Here is a 23,253-nt window from a genome sequence, read left to right on the forward strand (position 1 = left end):
TACTCGAAAATAATTAATGTTTAACGAAAAAAATAATGCAATGAAAAGATTGACAGTACCCCGATTTTTTATAACAGTTTTAATGGTTTTGGTAGGATTTGCCCTATCCTCATGTAATGATAATGAAGGACCGGATATTCCTCCTGTAAAAATGGAAAACTTACCAGGGAACTATAAAGGAAAACTGATTATTATACAGGGAAGCAGTAAAAGAGAAGGGATAAAAGAGTTCAAAGTGAAGAAAGATACCATCTCATTTGCTGAATTTCCAATTACAGAAATTGTAAAAACAGTAGTGAAAGACCCGGCAAAAGCAGAAGCAGCTTTGAAAACAATGGGAAAAGTAAAGTATGATCTTAAATATGCTGCAGTGATTAACACAAGCAATAATGTGATAGAACTGACTTTTGCTCCCAAGACTATGGAACTTCAGATTCCTGTAGACGGTGTTAATAAAAAGACTGTTGTGGAATTTGTAGCAAAGCAAAAAGGATATTATGTAGGGTTGGATCAGACGCTTAGGTATGCGCTAACAGCAGAAAAAATTACAGTAGATGGTACGCTGGTTACTCCTTATACTGTTATTGATTATAATTTTCCATTCTGTATAAAAAATTAATTAATAGATATTATCACAAATGGATTGCACTTTGATAAGATGCAATCTATTTTTGCCTGACAGTTTTATAATATCCAACAGGATACGGCAGCAGCATTATATGGAAGAAAGTAAAGAACAGATTTTGGTAAAGCACCTTTTGAAGAAGGAGGAAGCCGCCTGGAAAGAGCTTTTTGGAGCTTATTCCGGAAATCTGACCTATGTATGCTCCCGTTATGTGGCTGAGAGAGAAGATGTTCATGATGTACTCCAAAACAGTTTTATCAAAATGTTCCGTTCGATAGAATCTTTTGAGTACAGGGGAAGTGGTTCTTTGAAAGCCTGGATGACGCGTATCACTGTCAATGAATCTTTGAAACATATCAAACAGAAAGGAGATTTCAAATCTGCGGTAGAAGTAGATGATCTTCCGGATATTCCTAATGAAGAAGAGCCGGACTTTGAAGAGATTCCGCGTGATGACATTATGATGATGATAAAATCTCTTCCTTATGGGTACAGAACTGTTTTCAACCTGTTTGTATTTGAGAAAAAAAGCCATAAGGAGATTGCCGGGCTGCTGGGAATTGCAGAAAATTCTTCTGCATCTCAGTTTCACCGTGCAAAAGGACTGCTTGTTCAGAAAATAAAAGAATTTAAAATGTCAAAAAAAGCACAATATGAATAATGAATGGCTAAATAACTTGCGTAGCCGAATGGATGACCATGAAGAGGACGTTCCGGAAGGATTGTGGGATGACATCAAAGGTGAATTATTCTCCGAGGACGAAAACAACAGCATTCCAGGGTTTATTCCTGAAATTCATGAAGGCGGAGCGGGTAAGAAAGAAAAAGGAGCGGGTGCAGGACAAAAATCTTTATTCTATCGTCTCGGAGGTATTGCTGCAGCCATTGCATTACTCTTTTTACTGACGAAAATACTGCCACAGAATGATACAGACAAAGCCCTGTCTCAGAAACCGGCAAATGCTAAAAAAGAAAAGGAAAAGAATTCTTTGAATCCTCTGGAAACGGAGAACATCTCAGGCAGTAAAGCAGAATCCGGAGTGGAGTCTTCTTTAGCTGAAAACTTATTGAATACAGTTGTTTCCAAGAAAATACCAACACAGAAATATTTTAATACTGAAGAAAAAAACAGAGTCGGAAATAATCAGAATATTCAGGAAATCATCAAACTTCCGGCTGCTGCGGAATCTTTTCATCAGGAGAGCAAGATTGCTCAGAAATCATCTCCTGCTGATGATACAGTAAAAGAACCAATCATAGAAAAGATTCCTGATGAGGTTCTTTTCAAACAGGAAGAAGTAAAAGAAGTGTACGCTGAGAATACAAAACATACTGCAAAATCCCGTGACAAAAAATCCTGGATGTTGAGTATGCTTACAGGGAATGTTGCTTCCAACTCTGCAGAGCAGCAGTTTCCGGGGTATGCCTCCATCACTGGAAAAGCAATGAATGTGGAGCAGGTATGGAGTACTTCCGAGTACCATGATGATCCTCTGACTGCCGTATTACTGGCAAATCAAAGTCAACCGGTAGAAGCAAGGATCAGACATAAAGTACCGGTTACGTTCGGATTATCCCTTTACTACAATTTAGGAAAAAGGTGGGGAATAGGAACCGGGTTGAACTATACCAAACTGGCTTCCGAACTGCATTCAGGAACGGAAAACAATTATATTAAAGGAGATCAGACGGTTCATTACATAGGAATTCCTGTTCAGGTCAACTATAATGTCATTCAGAAAGGACGTTTTACAGGATATATCACAGGAGGAGCACTCGTGGAAAAACCTGTGTCGGGAAGTGTTACAACAACCTATGTAGTGAATGATGAAATAAAGGATAGTTCAAAGGAACGACTTGATCATAAGCCGTTACAGTTTTCTGTTAACACCGCAGTAGGATTTCAGCTGAAGGTCATAGACAAAGTTGGAATTTATGCAGAGCCGGGAATAGGATATCATTTCAAGGAAGAAAATGCTCCTAATACCATTTATAAAGAGAAACCTTTTCATTTTAATATGAAATTCGGGATCAGAGTGCTGCTGGATTAATGTAGAAGATTTTTAGACCAAATCACACTTAATAATCTAATATATGAAAACAAAACTAATTTTTTTAGTGGTTTTATTATCCAGTATTCTGGATATAAAAGCACAGTGTACCCCTACAATTACCAGCCCGAGACTTGGACAGAAATATCCGGGAACCATCTTGTTCTGTGACGTGGAAGATGAAATAATTTCTACCACACAGACGTATGGAACTTATCAATGGTACAAACAGGAATGGACCTGGCAGACACCCAATAATAACCCGTGGGTAGCCATTCAGGGAGCCACATCACAGCAGTTAACCGTTAGTGGTAATGACCAGCTGAATTATTTTAAAGTTAAAGTTACAGATGGTGACTGTATCGCGGAAAGTACTGCGGTATTTGCTGATGGATTTGTATATGGTCTTCCGGCTATGATGACAACCTACACTCCCGGAACGTATCAGGATAATGGAGGAATAGTGAATGTGTGCAACGGTGCTTCTGTACAATTTGATAATATATTTCCGGTTGTATACGGTAAGCATACCTGGTTCAGATGTGTACCAGGCAGTAACCCGCCGGTAGTAGGAGATCCTTGTATTATTCCTGGAGTGGTAGGAGATACTTATGTGGCGACAAGTTCCGGAAAATACGGATTTTATGCCTGTACAGAATATTGTCCGGATCAATGTCAGATGCTGGATCCGTTTGCTTTTGTGGAAGTGAATTTCGGGGACTGGGACTTCTGCAGCAATCTGGGAACAGGAGAGGTGAAGACTAAAGACAATAATCTGAAAATCTATCCCAATCCTACAGCGCAGCACCTTTATATCGGAAAAGAATCAGATAAAATCTATAAAGAGGTCATCATTATAGATATGTCCGGAAAATTGGTTCTGAAGAAAAATGACCATCAGTATAATCAGCCAATTGATGTAAGCCAGCTGGTACCAGGAAACTATATTATTGTTTCTAAAAGTGCAGATGGAAAAGAATATAAAAATAGATTTATAAAGAAATAGGATTACATAGTCTGAATGTGCTAAAATATTGATTGTGGGAAGGAAGATTGGATGTCAGAGGAGGGATTTGCCTTGTATTGAAGAAGAACTAGAGTAATTTATTTTAATACTTTACGCTCAATAGATACATTTCATCCTTGTTAATCTAATGACGTCATAATTACCCCCAAAAGGAGTTCTCTCTTTCAGGCATCCGGCTTCCTGACTCGCACTACGTATTTTATCCGGAATTCAGATGAAATAATCTCTTTCGTTAGTTTTTAATAATGGTTGGGTCGGTACAAATTTATTTGTACCGATTTTTTATTATCATTTTACCCAGCTGACATAGAACTTAAGCACCTGTTTTCGTAATATCTTTTTTAATATATCCAATCAGCTAGAATATCATTCATGTAAACATTAGATTTTCAAAATAGTATATTGATTATTTTTACTTCAAAAACACACCATGCTGATTAAAATTTATGGAAGTGCCATTCATGGAGTGGCTGCACAGACAATAACAATTGAAGTGAATGTAGATACCGGCGGAGTAGGATACCATCTGGTAGGTCTTCCCGATAATGCAATTAAAGAAAGCAGCTATAGAATCTCAGCAGCACTGAAAAACGTAGGATATAAAATTCCCGGGAAGAAAATTACCATCAATATGGCTCCGGCAGATCTCAGAAAAGAAGGTTCTGCCTATGATCTGAGTATTGCGATTGGTATTTTAGCGGCTTCAGATCAGATTCTGGCAGAGGAAATTGAGAATTATATTATTATGGGTGAGCTTTCTCTCGATGGAAGTCTGCAGCCCATCAAAGGAGTTTTACCCATTGCTATTCAAGGAAGAGAAGAAGGTTTTAAAGGAATTATCCTTCCCATACAGAATGCCAGAGAAGCAGCTATTGTAAATGATCTTGAAGTATACGGAGTAGAAAATATAAGAGAAGTAATTGATTTTTTTAATGAAGGAAAACCTCTTAACAGAAGCGTTTTGGATACCCGGAAAGAATTTCATGAGAAGATCAATGATTTTCCTTTCGATTTCTCTGAAGTTAAAGGTCAGGAAACAGCCAAAAGAGCCATGGAAGTAGCTGCAGCAGGCGGGCACAATATCATTCTTATCGGTCCTCCGGGAAGCGGGAAAACCATGCTGGCTAAAAGAGTTCCCAGTATTTTACCTCCATTAACTTTGAAAGAAGCTTTAGAAACAACAAAAATTCACTCCGTAGCCGGAAAAATTGGAACCGAAGCTTCACTGATGACTGTTCGTCCCTTCAGATCTCCCCATCATACAATTTCAGATGTTGCCTTAGTAGGAGGCGGAAGTTACCCGCAGCCCGGTGAGATTTCCCTTGCACATAACGGCGTTTTATTTCTTGACGAGATGCCGGAATTTAAAAGAACGGTACTCGAAGTGATGAGACAGCCTCTGGAAGACCGGGAAGTGACCATTTCAAGAGCCCGGTTTACCGTAAATTATCCTGCAAGTTTTATGTTGGTCGCCTCTATGAATCCAAGCCCAAGCGGATTCTTTCCCGATGATCCTAACAATACCTCATCTGTTTATGAAATGCAGCGGTACATGAATAAGCTCTCAGGACCGCTTTTGGACAGAATTGATATTCATATTGAAGTGCAGAAAGTAGAGTTTGAACAGCTTTCTGAAAAAAGAAAAGGAGAAAAAAGCAAGGACATCAGAAATCGTGTACTGAAAGCCAGAGATATTCAGAATAAAAGATACCAAAACCTCAATATCAGTAGCAACGCCCAAATAGGACCTAAAGAAATTGAGGCCTTTTGTGAATTGGATGAAACCTCTTTCGGGCTCATTAAGCTAGCAATGGAAAAACTTAATCTTTCAGCAAGAGCTTATGACAGAATCCTGAAAGTTGCCCGAACAATCGCTGACCTGGAAGAATCTGAGAATATTCTGTCCCATCATATTTCTGAAGCCATACAGTACAGAAGTCTGGACCGGGAATTCTGGAATGGATGATGATCCTATGCTTTTTTCTATAATATGTCAGATTTTCAAAATAGTATATTCGCTATTTTTACTTCAAAAAAACACCGTAAGGATTAAAGTTTATGGAATGAATGTTGATTCAAAGATTATAGGCTATAAAGGCTTAGCAAAAGCATTTATATGAAAGATGAAATTAAAAGATATCCCTTTAAAGCAGGTCTGCCTGTTGAATTTGAGATTGTTCAATTGAAGAATCTATACACTACCAGTAAAAAAATGTTAATCGTGCCACACAGAACAAACTTTTATCATATTTTTTGGTTTAAGAGTGGCGGAAATACTCATTTGATTGATTTTGAACCTGTAGAAACCAGTGCCAATACAGTCTTATTTCTGAGTAAGCACAAAATCCATAGCTTTGATGAAAGCACAAATCTAGATGGGCTGGTTATTCTTTTCACAGATGATTTTTTTTCTAAAACAAAGGAGCAGGCCAGATATTTACAGAGTACGATGCTGTTCAATGACTTGAAGTCTATATCAAAGATCAGGATCCAAGACAATATAAAAACATTCACAGACATTGTTGAATTGATGGAAAGAGAGCTTTTGCAGCCTGCTGACACTTTTCAGCCAGACCTTTTGAGAAATCTTTTACATAACTTCCTTTTATTGTCTGACCGTGAAAGGAGCAGCATGGGTTTTAGTGAACCCAAAAAGAATGCGGATCTGGATTATGTCATCAGATTTAAGGATATCCTTGAAGAGAATTATATGAAACGTAAACAAGTCAGCAGTTTTGCAATAGAAATGTATATTACTGATAAGCGCCTGAACAGGGCAACTTCTAAAATACTGGGCAAATCACCCAAACAGCTCATTGATGAAAGAGTAATGCTTGAGGCTAAAAGGCTGCTAGCCTACACCAATGAAAGTGTTAAAGAAATCAGTTACAGACTTGGGTTTGAAGAGTTAACAAACTTTATAAAATACTTCAGAAAACATGATACCCGAACTCCTGTTGAGTTTCGGAAATCTTTTACAACAGAGTAAAAGTATCATTTAAAAGACCATATCTACCTTTTGGAAGCGCTGTGAAAATCAGAACTTTGTGCTAATAAAATCAAAGAATTATGAAAATAACAGCCTTACTGTTAATTGCCGGATTAGGATTGATATCATGTGACAATGAAAACACTTTAAAACAAGAAAAAAATATGGAACCTTCAAACAAAGACAAAGTCGTTGCACTTTTAAAAAGCATTGAAACAGGAGCAACAGAACCTGTAAGTTACATTAACCCCAATAAATATATTCAACATAATCTGGCTGTTGCTGACGGATTAGCTGGTTTTGGAGAGCTTTTGCAGCAGTTACCTCCTAATTCTGCCAAAGTTAATACCGTACGTAGCTTTCAAGATGGAAACTATGTTTTTACTCAGACAGACTATAATTTTTTTGGTCCTAAAATAGGTTTTGATATTTTCCGTTTTGAAGACGGTAAAATCGTAGAACATTGGGATAATCTCCAGGAAACACCATCAAAGCCCAACCCTAGCGGACATACAATGATAGATGGAACTATTGATGTGAAAGACCTTGAGAAAACAGAAGCCAATAAAGCTCTTGTAAGAAACTTTGTTGACGATATCCTTGTAAACAGTAAAATGGATAAGCTGGCAGGTTATTTTGATGGTGACAATTACATTCAGCATAATCCCAATATTCCTGATAAAGTTTCTGGTTTGGGAGCGACATTACAAGCATTGGCAGAACAAGGAATTTCCATAAAATATAATAAAATCCATCAGGTTTTGGGACAGGGAAATTTTGTATTGGTAGTAAGTGAAGGATATTTTGGTAATGATTATGATGCTTTCTATGATCTGTTTAGGGTTGAAAACGGCAAAATTGCTGAACATTGGGACGTAATAGAAAAGATTCTGCCGAAAGAACAGTGGAAGAATAATAATGGTAAATTTTAGCATTAATATTACACTGTGTAGGTAGCACTTGTGTTGCTTACCTGTTAAAAAAAAGAGAGGCTGTTTCAAAAGTGAGACAGTCTTTTTTATATTCGGACATTCCCGGGCCTGGAATCTTGGAAAATTCGGGTACATCGACTATCAACAAAGGAAGTAAATAAGATAGTGCCATCTTTAAAATCATAACAAATTAAAAATCAGTCTTTTTATTGTTTGATTTCTTTTACAATATCAATTTCAGGATGTGACAGATAATAGTAATTATGTAACACATAGGTTAATTTATTATGTTAAGTTTGATTACCAAATCATTAAAAATATTTAATTATGAAAATAAAATATTTAAATACAGGGTAGAGCCATTCTTAACTTCAAAAGAATAGGCTAAACCTTATTCTTCCATCTTTTCGATTGAAATACATAACGTTTAAACGTTACTTACGCTCGGCTCATTGAGCTAATCGTTTCAAGCTTCTGTATTATTAAGTTTTTTTAAACTGTTATAAAAACATATTTAGCAATAAACTGTGGCTATCTCGTATACTCTTTTGTTTCAGCTTTTTAATAGTTTCAAATTACCTATGGAAGACAGAAGCAGTTGATTGCAAAATTTTTAACCAAATTACATTATTACTATGTCAAACATAATTCCCTCATTAGAAACCTTGTCAATAGGTACAGCGGTATTACTGTCATCTGAAGACAGAGAAAAACTTTTAAATGGATTCAATAAGACCGGCTGGGACTATCATCATGAAGAAACACTAGAGTCTCTTTTTCGAAAACAGGCACTCCTTCACCCCGATAAAACAGCCGTTGTTTATCAGGATCAGGAAATTACGTACAGTGATTTAGATCAGAGAAGTAATCAGATCGCCAATCTGTTATTGAGTAAAGGAATTAAAGAAGGTAAATATGTTCCTATCTGGCTGGACCGTTCTCTAGAATGGATTGTTGCTGTTCTTGGCGTGATCAAATCAGGCGCCGCATACGTTCCTATAGACCCCGCTTATCCTGCTAAAAGAGTAGAATTTATTCTTTCAGATACCGCTGCTGATACGATCATTACAAATCAAAATCTTAAAAACCTTCTACCTGAAACTGAAAGATCAAAAGTCTTTGACCTGAGCAGTAGGGAGAATCTTAATCATTGGTCTTCAGCTTATCCGGAAATTGAAATTCATCAGAACAGTTTAGCCTATACGATTTATACTTCAGGCTCTACCGGAAAACCAAAAGGGGTAATGGTAAGTCATCTGGCTATCCAGCATTTGGTAACCTGGCACAACCATCATTTTCACGTAGATCACAGTTCAAAACTGACTCTCGTAGCAGGACTGGCATTTGACATATCCGTTTGGGAAATCTGGTCGGCACTTACTGCCGGAGCTGCTTTATTTATAGCAGATAATGAAGACAGAACAGATGCTCATGCATTGGTGGATTTCTACAGGAGAAATCAGATTACACATGGTTTTGTTCCCTCTGTTTTAGTTCCGCCGGTTGTTAACGATACCAGAAATTATAATGATCTGAAATTGAAGTATCTCTTTACCGGAGGTGAAAAACTGAAACCTGTGCTTACTACGGAATTAAGCTATGAACTGATAGACTATTATGGTCCAACGGAATGTACTGTATTTGCAACATTTAAAAAAGTGAAAGATATCAATGGGAAATACGTCTCTTCAATAGGGAAACCCATTGCCAACGCAAAAGCCTATATCTTAAATGAGAATATGGAATTGATGCCGGTAGGGGCAGTAGGAGAATTGTGCATCGGGGGAAATATCTTAGCCAATGGATATCTTAATAATAAAGAGCTTACAGATTCTAAATTTATTGATAATCCATTCCGGGAAACAGAAAAACTGTACCGTACAGGAGATCTTGCCAAATGGAAACCTGATGGTGATATTGAATTTCTGGGAAGAATAGATAATCAGGTGAAAATTCGTGGATTCCGTGTTGAGTTAGGAGAAATAGAACGTACATTGATTCAGCAGAAAGAGATCAATGAGGCTGTGGTCATGAGCAGGGATACAGAAGGAAACAGTAAATATCTGATTGCTTTTATCGTTTCAAAACCTGATGCAGAGAAAGATATTTCATCAGTTAGAAATGCATTGAAAGAAGAGCTTCCGGGTTATATGATTCCTGCCCAGATTATTTTTATAGATAGAATTCCATTAACGGCAAATGGTAAAACAGATACCCATGTTTTAAAAGATCTGGCAGATAAAGAAGCAAAAGAGCTCATTTCATTTGAGCCGCCTACCAATGAGACAGAAAGAATTGTTGCAGATGTATGGTCTTCAGCTCTGGAGCGTTCTATTATTAATATTACAGATAATTTCTTTGATATCGGTGGAAACTCCCTTCTGGTAGCAGCAGTTGCCGTGGCATTGCAAAGAAAACTGGATGTAAAAGTATATCTGAGGGATATTTATCAGTTTCCGGTATTGCAGGAGCTTTCAGAAGTTCTTATCGCGAGGTCAAGAGAAACAAGAGAAGCCGACCCAAAAGAAGATGTTGAGCCTTACGTTGCCTTGCAGAAAGATGTCTATCTTGCTCCCGGAACTGTTTTTGCAGGAGGGTTTGATCCTAAACAAGTAGAAAACCCCAACACAATATTTTTAACAGGAGTAACCGGATTTGTGGGAATTCATCTTTTGCAGGATCTTTTAGATACTACAAATGCTGAAATCTACTGCCTTGTAAGAGCTCAGGATCAATTTCACGCGATGGAAAAGATAGACAAATGCTTTAAACAATATCACATTCCTCAAAAAGAAGAACAGAAATCGAGAATTATTCCAGTGATCGGAGATCTGGCATTGCCGGCATTGGGGCTGTCAGAAGAAATATTCACAAAACTGGCAAAACAAACGGATCTGATTTACCATTCAGGAAGTTCGGTAAACTTCATTGAGCCTTATTCTTACATGAAAGCCCCGAATGTAGAAGGATTAAGAGAAATCATCAAATTGGCCGGAGCAGAAAGAACGAAATGCCTTGCTTTGTTGTCTACCATTTCGGTATACAGCTGGGGGCATGTGTTTACAGGAAAAACGGTAATGCTGGAGTCCGATGATATTGAACAGAACTTAATGTCTGTAAGCAAAGATATTGGATATGTAAGAAGCAAATGGGTAATGGAAGCTGTCGCAGACCTGGCCGCAAAAGAAGGCTTGCCATTAATTACTTATCGTCTTGGATATGCAATGTGTCACAGTGAAACAGGAGCAAGCGCTTCCTATCAATGGTGGTCAGGCTTGGTGAAAAATTGTATAGAATTTAAATCTTATCCAGCATTGACTGAGCTTAGAGAAGGCCTTATCACAGTAGATTATATGACGAAATCTATGGCTCATATCACGAAAAATAAAGAGGCAATAGGTAAAAAATTCAACCTGATTGCCCGTCCGGAAACCAATCTTACGCTGGAAGGATTCTTTGGACTCATGAAAAAGTATTATCCTTTTACCCTGAAAGATCTTCCTTATAAAGAATGGAGAAAACAGTGGGAAGATGACAGTAAAAACCGTTTATATCCATTGACAAGCCTTTTCAGGGACAATATGCATGAAGGTTTATCTACCGTTGAGCTTTATCAGAATACTTACATATGGGATTGCTCCAATGTGATTCAGTTTCTGGAAGGTTCAGGTATTCAGGAACCTGTATTTGATAAAAAAGTACTGGATTCCTATTTGACATACCTTGGAATTCCGGTTGAATAGTATTTGATTGTTGAAACAAAGCCCAAACAGAATCTGTTTGGGCTTTTTCATATTATGGTAACCAATGATTTAGGTGTGAAAGAAAACTATTTTATATTCCCTTTTTTCCATCCAGAATCATCTGAATCATCTTTATCTTCCTGTTTTCTCTTGTTTCCGGTTTTTTAGCCTCTTCTATCCAACGGATATATTCCTTTTTATGGGTATAACTCATTTTGTCAAATAAAATCTTTGCATCCGGATTTTCATTAAAAACAGAGACGATATCTCCTGCAATCTCAACCACTCTCTCTTCTTTGTCTTCTGTAAGAGAAACAGAAACCTCATCTCCGAAAGTTTTCCCAAGCTGTTTCCTGATCTCTTGTGTAAGGCCTAAAATATGACAGTCTGATTTCATTTTGGCAAGGCTTCCACGATATTCAACGTGATCATCAAATAGAGCTTTAATCTTTACCTGTCCTTTTTTATGAAACAGTTCTTCTGTAGAAAAAGGAAATTCTACAAACGCAGCGTTCATTTCTCCGTTTTGCTGAATAATAGCTGAGAATTTGATTGTTTGAGGATTCATAATGAAAGATTTTAATAATCAAAAATAAAAAAACCGTGAAATTTACTTTCACGGTTTCAAAAATAAATCAAATAAGATTATTATTTTTTAGCTTTCTTAGGCGTTGTTGTAGTACCTGAGTTTTTAGTTTTTGTATCAGCTGGAGTATTTTCACCTCTTACAAGCTTCAATTCATCTACTAATCTTCTTGCACCAGCAAACTTATCAATTGTCCAAAGAACGAAACGAACGTCTACGTTGATTGTTTTTTGCCATTCCTGTTCAAATACGATATCACCGCTTAACGCTTCACTGTTACCATCGAAAGCAATACCGATAAGGTTTCCGTCTCCATCAATTACCGGAGAACCAGAGTTACCTCCTGTAATATCATTATTAGAAAGGAAGTTTACAGGCATATAACCTGCTGCATCAGCATACTGACCGAAATCTTTAAGGTTGTAAAGGTCAATCACTCTTTGAGGAAGATCAAACTCTTCATCACCTTTCTTGTATTTTCCAACAAGACCAGTCATATCAGTATAATAGTTATCAGTAATACCGAAATAGTTTCTGTCATTTCTGATAGGTAATTTATCTACAGTACCGTAAGTTAATCTCATGGTAGAGTTAGCATCCGGGTAGAATTTTTTCTCAGGCATAGCCTTCATAAGACCTGCTAAAAACAGACGGTTATTTTTTGCAAAATTATCATCTATTTTTACGAATCTCTCAGTGCTTATTTTTTGATCAGCAACAATTCCGTTTGCAGCTTTCCAAAGCGGATCAGCATCAAGTTTTAATGCATCCGGGTTTAATAAGAAGTTCGTTGCAGAAGTCTTGTTAGCAAAGATTGAAGAATAAGCCAAATTAGAAACTGTTTTAGCATCCAACCCTAAAATAGTAGCAGAAGCAACCTCAGGATTTTTAACTCTTGCCTGGTAAAGACTTGTCATAGCGGCAAGCATTTCACCTTCCAAAGATGGATTGAAGTTTTCATAAGCCGCTTTGATCGCCGCTTCAGTTTTAGGCTTCATTGCCAGTCTTCCCTGCATATCCTGAGCAGCATAAGCTTTCAGTACAGAACCTACCTGCATAGCAAGAGTAATGTATTTTGCATTTCTTGAAAACTGTGAAGCATAGTTTCTTTCAACGTTTCTATCAGAAACTTGCTTGTAGTATATACCAATGTCTTCTAAAACACCATTGTATTGATCATTTCCTGGCATTGCAGCCCACTTATTATAAGTTTCCTCAATTTTTTGTTTGTCAGAAATAGTTCCATTTTTCTCTACTGCATCAATAGTCCCTTGTCTGTTTTTCCAGTAGTTAGCTACAGAAGCATATTGAGAAGCATAGTTAAGCTGAGTTGCTTTATCCTTATCCATGTATTTTTTCATAACATCCATGGCAAGTTTAGAAGCCTCAACCCAAGCCGGGTAATCTTTAGTTACCATTTGCTGAATTCCGTAAGAAGTCAGGTAACGGTTTGTTCTTCCAGGGTAACCTAAGATCATTGAGAAATCACCAGGTTTAATTCCCTTAAGAGAAACCGGAAGGAAATGCTTAGGCTTCAAAGGAGTGTTGCTTGGAGAATATTCAGCAGGGTTTCCTGCAGCATCAGCATATACTCTGAAAACTGTGAAGTCCGCTGTATGTCTTGGCCATTCCCAGTTATCTGTATCACCTCCGAATTTTCCTAATGATGAAGGTGGAGCACCTACCAATCTGATGTCTTTATAATCCTGATATACGAAATAGTAGAATTCATTTCCGTTGAAGAAATCTCTTACTACTACAGTATATTTCCCGTTCTCAGAGTTTTCTGTCTGGATTGCTTTAGTTTCAGCATCAATAACAGCTTTTCTCTCTGCTCCGGTCATATTGTTGTTTAGTTTAGAAGTGATTCTCTGCGTAGCATCATCCATTCTCACTAAAAATCTTACATAAAGATCCTTTGCATTGAATTCGTCTTTCTGTTTCATTGCCCAGAAACCGTTCTTCAAATAATCTTTTTCTGGTGTAGAAGCCGCAGCAACAGCACCGTAACCACAGTGGTGGTTAGTAAATATAAGTCCTTTATCAGAAACAATTTCACCTGTACAGAAACCACCGAAACTTACGATAGCATCCTTTAAGCTTGAATTGTTCACAGAATAAATTTCCTCAGGCGTAAGGTGCAGACCCTCTTTTTGCATATCAACACCGTTAAGTCTTTTGATGAGCATTAGCAGCCACATCCCCTCATCCGCCCTCATCTGAGCAAAGCCCAGTAAGAAAGTGAATAGTAGAAATAGTCTTTTCATTTTATAAAATAATTTTTGTGTCGCTAATTTACTAATTTTTACGAGATTCTGTCCCGGATTGGTATGAAAATGGGATGATAATCCACATGAAAAAGATCCTCTTATCAATTTTTGCAGTTTTACTTTTAGGACTTGTTCTGAATTGTTCCGCAGTGCCGGATAAAAATCCTTCTCTTCAAAGGCAATGGATGCTGGTTTCCTTTGATGGGTTTTCAAAAGAACAGCTTATTGCGAATAAAGCAGAAATTAATCTGACAGCCAGTATCATTGATGGTAAAATTCAAGGGAATGCCTATATGGGATGCAACCAAATGTCTTTCGTATCCGAATTTAAAAAAGGAGGGAAGGTGAAAATCTCAAACGGAGTAAGTACCATGAAAGCCTGTCAGGATATGAATCTTGAAACCTCATTTCAGAAGAAATTTGAAACCATGACAAAATATTCGGTAGAAGGGCATTTTCTTACTTTAACAGATGATAATGGAAATTCAATGAAATTTGTAGCCGCCGATTGGGATTAATAATATCCGTATAATATAAAAGTCCGCTTTGCAGCGGACTTCTTTGTTTGAAAAATCTAGTTTGGTTATCAGCTTTTTTTGAGAGTTATCAGTTTTTAGGAATAGTTTTTTTAATTTCTTCCAGGGTTGCCGTATTGGGAAGCCCGATAGTTGTTGTCTTTGTGTTCCTAGAATTTATAGTATTATGATATGCCTGTCTGTTGGGAATAGTTTTTTTGATTTCTTCAAGACTTGCTGTGTTGGGAAGTAATTTTCCCGAATTGTCAGCAGCTGCCTTGGGCTTAGTTTCCTGTTTTTTAACGGCAAGACCATGATCAGAAGGTAATCTGGTATTTACAGTTGTCTTTTCGTCTCTTTCCTTGGCTTCCTGCATTTGGATTGCCTGTTGCTCTTTTGCCTGTTTTACAACGAGTGCCTGATCTTCCATCGGAACAGCCTGCTTATTTTCCTGAGCATAAATAATAGTGCTTAAAAATAATAACGGGATAATATATGCTATTTTCATGACGGTTTATTTTATGTTGACTAATACTTGAATTTTTCCGATCTCTTTTTGGTCATAATCCTGAAGTGCTTTTCCGATTACCTGTCCTATTCTTACCTTTTTGATATCCGCTTTCATGGCAACACCTGCTTTAGATGAAGTTACCAAAAGGTCTCCTCTTTTTATTTTTCCGTTCTCAAGACATACTTTGGTTGGAATTACTCCAATGACGCCCATTGGTGCTTTATTGGAAATATCAGTGTCAATATGTTCTTCCGTAAGAAGTACACCAGGTTTTGTGGCATACACTCCTGCAACAAGAGTAGAATAAGGAGTTGAAGATTTCTCAACAGTTCTGTCTGCTTTTGTTGAGATGACAAGGATATCACCAGGTTCATATTCAGAGATACTTCCGTTGACGTCAAATGCTTCTGCAACGTCTGCACCGCTGTTTTGTGTACCTCCGTTAAAAAATCCACGTCCGGCAGAATTGATTCTTGCTACATTCACTGTACCCGGATTTCCGGATTTAAATAAAGCAATAGATCCGTTGCTGTGGGTTTCTACTGTCAGGGCTGGGTTGGTATTGCCGGTATTGTAATTTACAAACCTTGCGGCGCGTCCTTGTCCGAAATTCGGAACCCAGGCATAGATTGCGCTTCCTGTTCCGTCTGCAGTCGTTTCTACACCGTCTCCTGTGTTTGAAGCATTAGCTGTTATACCATTACCATTACCATCTGCAATAGCAATCAGTGCAGGACCGTTTCCGGAAGGATTACTGGCATGGAATAAACCTGCGTATCCTCCTGTACCGGAAGATATTCCATAGATTCCAGCTGTTCCGAAATTGGCAAACTGAGAGTTAACTTCACCTCTCACCGCTGCTGAAGTTCCGGTAACTTTATCTACTTTAAAATTTCCTGCAATACCATTTCCCACCGTAGTTACAGTGATAACATCACTGGTGTTGGATTCGTTAAAAATATTGAATCTTCCGGCACGTCCGGTAGAAAAAGTAGGTACCCAAGCATAAAGGGCATTTCCGGCTCCATCAATGTTGGTTTCAACTCCGTTACCATCTTTTCCTGCATTGGCAGTAATAGCATTCCCATTTCCGTCTGTAAGAGCAATCAATGAAGCTCCGTTTCCTGCAGGGTTTGAGGCATAGAATAATCCGGCGCGTCCTCCGGTCCCTGAAGAAATTCCAAAAATACCTGCTGCACCAAAGTTCCCGAAAATAGTATTTACTTCACCTCTTACTGCAGCACCAACACTATTGGTGTTGTCAACAATAAAAGAGGCTGCATTTCCTTGCGTATTATCAGGAATATTCCCGTTTCCATTGGTTGCTACCTCAACGGTATTTCCTGTGGTATTCGTTTGGTTAAAATTTTCAAATCGTCCGGCACGGCCTGTACTGTTATTCAAACCTACTTGTCCATAAACACCGATACCTGTTCCGGATGTATTGGTAGCAACAAATCCTCTTACTCCATATCCTCCTCCGTCATTACGGCCTACTACCGCTCCGGCAATGTCACTGGTTGTTCTACCAACGACAGCTTCACCTGCTCCGGTGTTATCACCAACAACACCTGCAGAAGACTGGGAAGAGGTGGAACCATGTACCCCAAATCCCGCTCCGGTAGAACTTCTTACTCCGGCTCCGTTTCCTGAGGTCGTAACATTTACTACTGTACCATTTCCTACGGTAGATGCACTAAGAGCAACATTATTATTCGCGTTATTGAAGATTGCAATATTCGCAGGGATTCCATTATTACTGGTAGCATTGAGACCGGTTCCTGTATTACTGTTTGCATATACTCCATAACCGTTTCCACTGGAATTTCCGTAGACTCCTAAACCATTTGGTGTTGTACCATAAACTCCCCATCCGCTTCCGGCCTGGCTTCCGTATACTCCAACACCAAGTCCGCCGGTTCCGTTATTAATACCACGTACAGCACTCGAAAATCCGCCAGGAGAAGCACTGCTTACAATTCCTCTTACTGCAGAAATATTTGATGTAGCTGTGTTATTTACTCCTTCCACAGAAGTACCATCTCCATCGTTGATCAATGAAAATAGAGTAGAAGCATTATTAACAGTCGTGGTATAAGGAATCGCAAAACTTCCACCGCCTCCACCTGCAGATTTGGCATACATGGCATAAGGAACGCTTAGCAGCTGGCTTGTTCCTACTATAGTATAGCTTGTTCCTCCGGCAGGGTCAGTTTCTGTTTTTAAATAATAGCTTCCTGTGGGCCAGTCGATGGTGGCAAATGTTCCTGTAAGTACAGTTCCTGTTCCTATTTCAAGGCTGATAAGCCCGTTCGCATTGGTATTCCCGGTGAGTCTTTCTGAATAGACTGCGGCGCCGGCAGGAGATCCCTGTAATATGCTTACCCTCACGGCTATACCTTGATTGACTAAGAGTTGTCCGGAACCGTTTCTCATGACAGCTTGGTAGCTCATTTTTTCCGGAGCCTGAGAAAGTCCCATAAAGAAACCGGTCAGGATCCAAAACAGTAATAATATTTTTTTCATGGCATTTTATTTTTTGATGATTTTAAATGTTTTAATATTTTCTCCATTTTGAGTAATCCTGATAATATACATCGCAGAAGGAAGTGAGGAGAAATTAAGCTCAGATTTTGATTGTGAGATCTTATCTTTTTTTACCAGCTTACCTTGGGCATCGAATAACTGATACTCTGATCCTTTAAAATTATTTGAGGTAAAATCTAAATACAAATAATCTCTGAAAGGATTAGGGTAGAGCAAAATACCTGTGAGTTCAGAAGAAGTTTCAAGGGAAGTAAGAGTAATAATTTCGTAAGGCTGTTGAACACCTTCGAGGACCTGTCCTGTTCCTTTTTCGAGATAGGTCATCTGGCCTACACTGTAAGAAACAAAACCATTAGCTGCTGAAGCATCCAGTCCGGTTGCCAAAACTGCAGATTGTGCGTGCAGTATGGGGACGGAAAAGACAGACAGAATAATACAATAAATAGATATTCTTTCCATGGATAACAGTTTTGGTGATTAATAGATGTGTTTTTTCAAAGGGAATTTGGGAAGACTAAATTACCACCTATCTCAATCGAATGGTAGGAAAATAGACCAACGGCAGAAATAATCGACCAATGGCATTTGTGAATTACTGTAGAAGTTTGTTTAGTCTTTTTTAAGGATTGAAAAAAGAAAGATTATCCTTGTAGGTACGTCCGATAGGAAGTTTGATGTGATGTGCCAGTTCTATTTCGTGACAGCTTTTTCCGCGGATGAGGTGGCGGGGAACCGCATAGCTTCTGTGTATTCTGACAAAAGAATCAAAAAAGTTTTTTTGCAGGAGGTTTCCCAGAGAATTTAAAATACAGTGATTTTTTTCAAGGGTAATGATCCTAGTATAATCTTTCAAAGCTTCCAGATACAGGATGTCTTTCATTTTGATTTGAAAGATATTTCCGCCTTCTTTTATTTTAATGCAGTTTTCTCCTACCATGGCATCATAGCATTTGCACTTCTCTTTTACTTCAAAAAAATCGAAAAGTCTTTCCATAGAATAATGAAAACGTTCTGCGGTAAGTGGTTTGGTAATAAAATCTAAAGTATCTGTCTCAAAAACTCCGGCAGCCAGTTCCGGATGGGAGCTTACAAAAATACAGGCGGGAATCTTATGAGCCAGTTTCCGGAATTCGAGTCCGCACATTCCACTTAAATTGGTTTCAGTGATCAGAAGGTCTGTAGGGAGATCAAGATAAGGAATAGCCTTTTCTGCAGAATCAAAAGAGGCAACAATCTCAATGTTTTGGTATTGTTTGATATAATGCTGAAGAACCAGTCTGTCCAGTTCATCATCATCAATAATCATACATCTAATATGGGTAATCATGATATTCCGGAGATTAGTTTTTAGGTTAAATGTTTAACAATCAGAAATTTATTACATAAAGTTATTGTTTTTTTACAAAACCTTCACCAGTAAACTTAAATTTATATTAAAATATGTTATTAAATAAAAATTGATTTTGTTTTTTTTCTGAAAAATATTAACTTGTAAAAATCATAAACATAGACAGAACTTAATGTTAGAAAAGAAAGAACATAACTATGAGAAAGCAGTCTTGGTGGGTGTTATTACCCAGAATCAGGACGAAGAAAAACTGACGGAGTATTTAGATGAACTTGAGTTTTTAGCTTTCACAGCCGGAGCAACCGTACAAAAGCGTTTTACCCAAAAACTGACTCAGCCTGATTCCAAAACTTTCATAGGAAGTGGAAAGGCAATTGAGATAAAAGAATATGTAAAAGAAAACGAGATCGGAACTGTAATTTTCGATGACGAGCTTTCTCCTTCACAGCTTAAAAACCTGGAAAGAGATATGGAGGTTAAGATTTTGGACCGTACCAATCTTATTCTTGATATTTTTGCCCAGAGAGCCCAGACTTCTTATGCGAGAACTCAGGTGGAACTGGCACAGTATCAATATCTTTTGCCTCGATTGACGAGAATGTGGACTCACCTTGAGCGTCAGAAAGGGGGAATTGGAATGAGAGGTCCCGGGGAAACAGAAATTGAAACTGACCGCCGTATTATCCGTGACAGAATTACATTGCTGAAAGAAAAACTGAAGACCATTGACAAGCAGATGGCGACCCAACGTAATAACCGTGGAAAAGTAGTTCGTGCAGCTTTGGTAGGATATACCAATGTTGGAAAATCTACTTTGATGAATTCCATTTCAAAATCTGAAGTTTTCGCAGAAAATAAACTATTTGCCACTCTGGATACCACAGTAAGAAAAGTGGTGATAGGAAACTTACCGTTCCTGCTTACGGATACGGTAGGGTTTATCAGAAAATTGCCAACTCAGCTGGTAGAATCATTCAAATCTACTTTGGATGAGGTTCGTGAAGCTGATCTTTTGATTCATGTAGTGGATATTTCGCACGAAAGTTTTGAAGATCACATAGAATCTGTAAATCATATTTTGATGGAAATCAATGCTCATCAGAAACCAATGATCATGATTTTCAATAAGATCGATGATTTTAGCTATGAGAAAAAGGATGATGATGATCTTACGCCATCAACCCGTAAAAATATCTCTCTGGAAGAGTGGAAAAAAACATGGATGGGGAAATCAAAATATCCAACGGTATTTATTTCTGCTTTAACGAAGGAAAACTTCCCGGAAATGAAGAAAATGATTTACGATGAGGTAATGAAGATTCATATTTCCAGATTTCCATACAACGATTTCCTTTTCGAATATTTCGATAACGACGAGGAAGAAGAAAGCAACAATTAATGAAATATCACTTTTTCCTTTTATTCATCATGTTTTCGGTTTTTGGTTTCAGCCAGAAATCAAAACTTGATTTGAAAGCTGTTGAGAAAAGTATCAAAAATTCTGATTCTCCTTATAATTACGAGAAGCTTATTTTTAAATATAAAGGATATCCAAAGTCTCTGGACAGTATAGAGTCACAATATCTTTACTATGGAAGAAATTTCAGAAAAGATAAGGTAAGTACTTCAGATGATAGCTTTAAAAGCCTTGCTGAAGCCTTTAAACAGAACAATTTTGCAGACTGTATCAAGCAGGGAAAAGCCTTGTATGATAAAGATCCTACGAATCTGGATGTTTTGCTGATCCTTCTCAGAGCCTATGATTCTGCGAAGGATGGCAACAATTTTATGCATCACCTGAATCAGTTTCGTTCGCTTACGGAAGGAATAAAAGTCTCTGGAGACGGGAAATCTGAAAAAACAGCCTATATCGTCAATTCTGTAGGAGATGAATATATTCTGCTGAACATTCTGAATATAGGAAAGGATTATACGAGAAGCTCAAAACCTGCTAAGGATGGCATGTTTGATGTTTGGGAAAAAGAGGGGCGGCAGCTCTATATTAAAATACTCTATTTGGAACTTACCAATTAATCATAAAATAAAAAACACTTAGTGGAATTATATTATTCATTTTCAGCGTTAATCGTATTAGCATCAATATTCGCATATCTCAATTACAGGTTTTTAAAACTTCCAAGTACCATCGGAATTATGGTGATTGCCATTGTGGTGTCTATTTTCCTGGTAATGTTCGGAGAAACAGTACTTCCGAGAACTTTCGGACATCTTCACAACCTGATGAACAGTATCGACTTTACGGAGGTCCTGATGGGAGCTATGCTTAATTTTCTTCTGTTTGCAGGGGGAATTCATATTAATATTAATGACCTGAAGGAACAGTTCAGACCTGTAGTGATATTTTCCACAGTAGGAGTTGTGATTTCTACTTTTGTGGTAGGTTTTGGAATGTTTTATCTACTGCCTTATGTTGGCGTTAAACTTCCATTTATCTACTGTCTTGTCTTTGGAGCATTGATTTCGCCTACTGATCCTGTGGCGGTTCTGAGTGTTCTGAAACAAGCTAACGTATCCAAATCACTGGAAACAAAAGTTGCCGGAGAATCTCTTTTCAATGACGGTATGGCGGTTGTAGTCTTTACAGTGATCCTGCAGCTTGCCGTTGGAAAAGAAGTGGATCTGAGTGTTGAAACAATTGGATTGCTTTTGCTTAAAGAAGCAGGAGGTGGTCTTTTACTGGGGGTTCTGCTAGGATGGGTTACTTCAAGATTAATGCGTGAAGTAGATGACTATATTATCTCGGTATTAGTAACACTTTCTGTAGTGATGGGAGGTTATCTTATTGCAAGGCAAATGCATATTTCAGGACCACTGACGATGGTGGCAGCAGGATTGTTTATGGGGAACTTCAACAGAAGTTTCAAAATGAAGTCTGTCACTCAGGATTATCTTATCAAATTCTGGGAGCTTATTGACGAAATTCTGAATGCCGTATTATTCCTGTTCATTGGATTTGAACTTTTGATGATTAAAGATCTTAGACATTTCATGATTCCTGGCTTAGCTGCTATTGTGGTCGTGCTGTTTGCAAGATTTATTTCAATCTGGGGACCTACGAAGTTTACCTCTTTGAGAAGAAGTTTCAGCCCACAGACGGTAAAAGTTCTGGTTTGGGGAGGAATCCGTGGAGGTGTTTCCATTGCACTGGCAATGTCTATTCCTAAAAGTGAGTACAGTGAGATTATTCTAAGTATTACCTACTGTGTCGTTGTATTCTCGATTATTGTTCAGGGGCTTACCATTGCCAAGGTGGCCAATCCTAATAAGATCGCAAAAGAAGAGGAAGAACAGGAGAATATTGTCTTAGAAGAGAAAGCTTAAATTGCAAATAACAGTCGTTCCGGATATGAGTATCGTTAAAGAAATACAGGAGGCACTAGCTGTTTTGTCCATTCCTGAGAAGGCAGAATTCTTTCCAAGGTTTTTCAAAACGGGAAAAGGAGAATATGGTGAAGGCGATTTATTTCTGGGAGTGAAAGTTCCGGATCAGCGGTCTGTTGCCAAAGAATATTATCCGAAAATAAATTGGGAAGAACTCAGCATATTACTCTCTTCCAAATACCATGAACATAGGTTGACTGCACTTTTTATACTGATTTCAAAGTTTGAAAAAACAAAAGATAAAGCTGTAAAAGAAGAAGTGGTTGCGTTTTATCTTAATCATCTTTCTCATGTCAACAATTGGGATCTGGTAGACTCAAGCTGCTATAAAATTTTGGGTAGATATTCTTTTGAAAATCAGAAAGAAAATCTGCTTAGAGATCTTTCGGAATCTGAGGAAATGTGGCATAAAAGAGTAGCCGTTGTAGGGACGATGCATTATGTAAAAAAAGGCTCATTTGACCTTACTAAAGAATTCGTAACCAGAAACCTGAAACATCCTCATGATCTGATGCATAAAGCAAACGGATGGCTGTTACGCGAAATGGGAAATAAAAATGAAGGAGAATTGATAAGCTATCTGAACCAATATTACAAAGAAATGCCCAGAACCTGTCTTCGGTATGCTATTGAAAAGCTGGACGAAGATCTTCGTCAGGATTATCTGAAAGGACGTATTTAAAAAGTATAAAAAAATAGTGAAGAGT

The 23,253-nt window shown here is 37.9% G+C and carries 19 protein-coding genes; 13 read left to right on the forward strand and 6 right to left on the reverse strand.

The window, feature by feature from the left end; translation table 11 throughout:
* The first annotated feature begins 40 nt into the window (after positions 1–40).
* From ACLMCG_RS12440 to ACLMCG_RS12475, 8 genes are all read left to right on the forward strand, one after another.
* Positions 41–619, forward strand: coding sequence for a DUF4840 domain-containing protein (locus ACLMCG_RS12440; RefSeq protein ID WP_413959780.1), 579 nt, complete (start codon positions 41–43; stop codon positions 617–619).
* 100 nt (positions 620–719) lie between these two features.
* Positions 720–1,286: an RNA polymerase sigma factor gene (locus ACLMCG_RS12445; protein WP_413959781.1), complete on the forward strand. Its 567-nt coding sequence runs from the start codon at positions 720–722 to the stop codon at positions 1,284–1,286.
* 28 nt (positions 1,287–1,314) lie between these two features.
* The gene (locus ACLMCG_RS12450; RefSeq protein WP_413959782.1) at positions 1,315–2,676 is read left to right on the forward strand and encodes a porin family protein; all 1,362 of its coding nucleotides are present in this window, start codon (positions 1,315–1,317) and stop codon (positions 2,674–2,676) included.
* Between the two features lie 43 nt (positions 2,677–2,719).
* Positions 2,720–3,682, forward strand: a complete 963-nt coding sequence (locus ACLMCG_RS12455) for a T9SS type A sorting domain-containing protein (protein WP_413959783.1) — start codon at positions 2,720–2,722, stop codon at positions 3,680–3,682.
* Positions 3,683–4,133: 451 nt separating this feature from the next.
* A complete protein-coding gene (locus ACLMCG_RS12460; RefSeq protein ID WP_223598294.1) occupies positions 4,134–5,669 on the forward strand; it encodes a YifB family Mg chelatase-like AAA ATPase in 1,536 nt (511 codons plus the stop codon).
* Positions 5,670–5,819: 150 nt separating this feature from the next.
* Positions 5,820–6,692: a helix-turn-helix domain-containing protein gene (locus tag ACLMCG_RS12465; RefSeq protein WP_413959784.1), complete on the forward strand. Its 873-nt coding sequence runs from the start codon at positions 5,820–5,822 to the stop codon at positions 6,690–6,692.
* An 80-nt stretch (positions 6,693–6,772) separates the two neighbouring features.
* The gene (locus ACLMCG_RS12470; RefSeq protein ID WP_413959785.1) at positions 6,773–7,624 is read left to right on the forward strand and encodes a hypothetical protein; all 852 of its coding nucleotides are present in this window, start codon (positions 6,773–6,775) and stop codon (positions 7,622–7,624) included.
* Between the two features lie 635 nt (positions 7,625–8,259).
* Positions 8,260–11,367 carry an amino acid adenylation domain-containing protein gene (locus tag ACLMCG_RS12475; protein WP_413959786.1) on the forward strand — a complete coding sequence of 1,036 codons (3,108 nt, stop codon included), beginning with the start codon at positions 8,260–8,262 and terminating at the stop codon, positions 11,365–11,367.
* A gap of 91 nt (positions 11,368–11,458) precedes the next feature.
* On the opposite strand, the gene ACLMCG_RS12480 is transcribed toward ACLMCG_RS12475, so the two are convergent.
* The gene (locus tag ACLMCG_RS12480; protein WP_413959787.1) at positions 11,459–11,935 is read right to left on the reverse strand and encodes a DUF1905 domain-containing protein; all 477 of its coding nucleotides are present in this window, start codon (positions 11,933–11,935) and stop codon (positions 11,459–11,461) included.
* An 80-nt stretch (positions 11,936–12,015) separates the two neighbouring features.
* On the reverse strand, positions 12,016–14,220 hold the full coding sequence (locus tag ACLMCG_RS12485) for a S46 family peptidase (protein WP_223598299.1): 2,205 nt from the start codon (positions 14,218–14,220) through the stop codon (positions 12,016–12,018).
* Between the two features lie 86 nt (positions 14,221–14,306).
* On the opposite strand from ACLMCG_RS12485, the gene ACLMCG_RS12490 reads away from it, so the two are divergent.
* Positions 14,307–14,741, forward strand: a complete 435-nt coding sequence (locus ACLMCG_RS12490; RefSeq protein ID WP_413959788.1) for an META domain-containing protein — start codon at positions 14,307–14,309, stop codon at positions 14,739–14,741.
* Between the two features lie 88 nt (positions 14,742–14,829).
* On the opposite strand, the gene ACLMCG_RS12495 is transcribed toward ACLMCG_RS12490, so the two are convergent.
* The 4 genes from ACLMCG_RS12495 to ACLMCG_RS12510 form a co-directional block, all read right to left on the reverse strand.
* Positions 14,830–15,246 (reverse strand): hypothetical protein, encoded by a 417-nt coding sequence (locus ACLMCG_RS12495; protein WP_413959789.1) that lies wholly within the window; start codon positions 15,244–15,246, stop codon positions 14,830–14,832.
* Positions 15,247–15,252: 6 nt separating this feature from the next.
* Positions 15,253–17,775: a beta strand repeat-containing protein gene (locus ACLMCG_RS12500; RefSeq protein ID WP_413959790.1), complete on the reverse strand. Its 2,523-nt coding sequence runs from the start codon at positions 17,773–17,775 to the stop codon at positions 15,253–15,255.
* A gap of 6 nt (positions 17,776–17,781) precedes the next feature.
* Entirely contained in the window at positions 17,782–18,255 is a 474-nt protein-coding gene (locus ACLMCG_RS12505; RefSeq protein ID WP_223598303.1) for a T9SS type A sorting domain-containing protein, read from the reverse strand.
* Between the two features lie 160 nt (positions 18,256–18,415).
* Positions 18,416–19,123, reverse strand: a complete 708-nt coding sequence (locus ACLMCG_RS12510; RefSeq protein ID WP_413959791.1) for a LytR/AlgR family response regulator transcription factor — start codon at positions 19,121–19,123, stop codon at positions 18,416–18,418.
* 193 nt (positions 19,124–19,316) lie between these two features.
* Between ACLMCG_RS12510 and hflX the strand changes: the two genes are divergently transcribed.
* Genes hflX through ACLMCG_RS12530 form a run of 4 tightly spaced genes read left to right on the forward strand, consistent with a single transcriptional unit; the run spans position 19,317 to position 23,228 of the window.
* A complete protein-coding gene (gene hflX, locus ACLMCG_RS12515) occupies positions 19,317–20,543 on the forward strand; it encodes a GTPase HflX (protein WP_213277646.1) in 1,227 nt (408 codons plus the stop codon).
* On the forward strand, positions 20,543–21,178 hold the full coding sequence (locus tag ACLMCG_RS12520; RefSeq protein ID WP_413959792.1) for a DUF4919 domain-containing protein: 636 nt from the start codon (positions 20,543–20,545) through the stop codon (positions 21,176–21,178). The genes hflX and ACLMCG_RS12520 overlap by 1 nt, the downstream gene beginning before the upstream one ends.
* Positions 21,179–21,199: 21 nt before the next feature.
* Complete coding sequence (locus ACLMCG_RS12525) at positions 21,200–22,486, forward strand: cation:proton antiporter (protein ID WP_413959793.1); 1,287 nt, start codon at positions 21,200–21,202, stop codon at positions 22,484–22,486.
* A gap of 25 nt (positions 22,487–22,511) precedes the next feature.
* A complete protein-coding gene (locus ACLMCG_RS12530) occupies positions 22,512–23,228 on the forward strand; it encodes a DNA alkylation repair protein (RefSeq protein WP_413959959.1) in 717 nt (238 codons plus the stop codon).
* The last annotated feature ends 25 nt before the right edge of the window (positions 23,229–23,253 follow it).

Source organism: Chryseobacterium sp. S90 (assembly GCF_047444895.1).
Lineage (GTDB): Bacteria > Bacteroidota > Bacteroidia > Flavobacteriales > Weeksellaceae > Chryseobacterium.

What these genes read in the sequence shown, in the direction of transcription:
- ACLMCG_RS12440 (WP_413959780.1), top strand. Translation starts at nt 41, where the DNA reads ATGAAAAGATTGACAGTACCCCGATTTTTTATAACAGTTTTAATGGTT.
- ACLMCG_RS12445 (WP_413959781.1), top strand. Translation starts at nt 720, where the DNA reads ATGGAAGAAAGTAAAGAACAGATTTTGGTAAAGCACCTTTTGAAGAAG.
- ACLMCG_RS12450 (WP_413959782.1), top strand. Translation starts at nt 1,315, where the DNA reads ATGGATGACCATGAAGAGGACGTTCCGGAAGGATTGTGGGATGACATC.
- ACLMCG_RS12455 (WP_413959783.1), top strand. Translation starts at nt 2,720, where the DNA reads ATGAAAACAAAACTAATTTTTTTAGTGGTTTTATTATCCAGTATTCTG.
- ACLMCG_RS12460 (WP_223598294.1), top strand. Translation starts at nt 4,134, where the DNA reads ATGCTGATTAAAATTTATGGAAGTGCCATTCATGGAGTGGCTGCACAG.
- ACLMCG_RS12465 (WP_413959784.1), top strand. Translation starts at nt 5,820, where the DNA reads ATGAAAGATGAAATTAAAAGATATCCCTTTAAAGCAGGTCTGCCTGTT.
- ACLMCG_RS12470 (WP_413959785.1), top strand. Translation starts at nt 6,773, where the DNA reads ATGAAAATAACAGCCTTACTGTTAATTGCCGGATTAGGATTGATATCA.
- ACLMCG_RS12475 (WP_413959786.1), top strand. Translation starts at nt 8,260, where the DNA reads ATGTCAAACATAATTCCCTCATTAGAAACCTTGTCAATAGGTACAGCG.
- ACLMCG_RS12480 (WP_413959787.1), bottom strand. Translation starts at nt 11,935, where the DNA reads ATGAATCCTCAAACAATCAAATTCTCAGCTATTATTCAGCAAAACGGA.
- ACLMCG_RS12485 (WP_223598299.1), bottom strand. Translation starts at nt 14,220, where the DNA reads ATGAAAAGACTATTTCTACTATTCACTTTCTTACTGGGCTTTGCTCAG.
- ACLMCG_RS12490 (WP_413959788.1), top strand. Translation starts at nt 14,307, where the DNA reads ATGAAAAAGATCCTCTTATCAATTTTTGCAGTTTTACTTTTAGGACTT.
- ACLMCG_RS12495 (WP_413959789.1), bottom strand. Translation starts at nt 15,246, where the DNA reads ATGAAAATAGCATATATTATCCCGTTATTATTTTTAAGCACTATTATT.
- ACLMCG_RS12500 (WP_413959790.1), bottom strand. Translation starts at nt 17,775, where the DNA reads ATGAAAAAAATATTATTACTGTTTTGGATCCTGACCGGTTTCTTTATG.
- ACLMCG_RS12505 (WP_223598303.1), bottom strand. Translation starts at nt 18,255, where the DNA reads ATGGAAAGAATATCTATTTATTGTATTATTCTGTCTGTCTTTTCCGTC.
- ACLMCG_RS12510 (WP_413959791.1), bottom strand. Translation starts at nt 19,123, where the DNA reads ATGATTACCCATATTAGATGTATGATTATTGATGATGATGAACTGGAC.
- hflX (WP_213277646.1), top strand. Translation starts at nt 19,317, where the DNA reads ATGTTAGAAAAGAAAGAACATAACTATGAGAAAGCAGTCTTGGTGGGT.
- ACLMCG_RS12520 (WP_413959792.1), top strand. Translation starts at nt 20,543, where the DNA reads ATGAAATATCACTTTTTCCTTTTATTCATCATGTTTTCGGTTTTTGGT.
- ACLMCG_RS12530 (WP_413959959.1), top strand. Translation starts at nt 22,512, where the DNA reads ATGAGTATCGTTAAAGAAATACAGGAGGCACTAGCTGTTTTGTCCATT.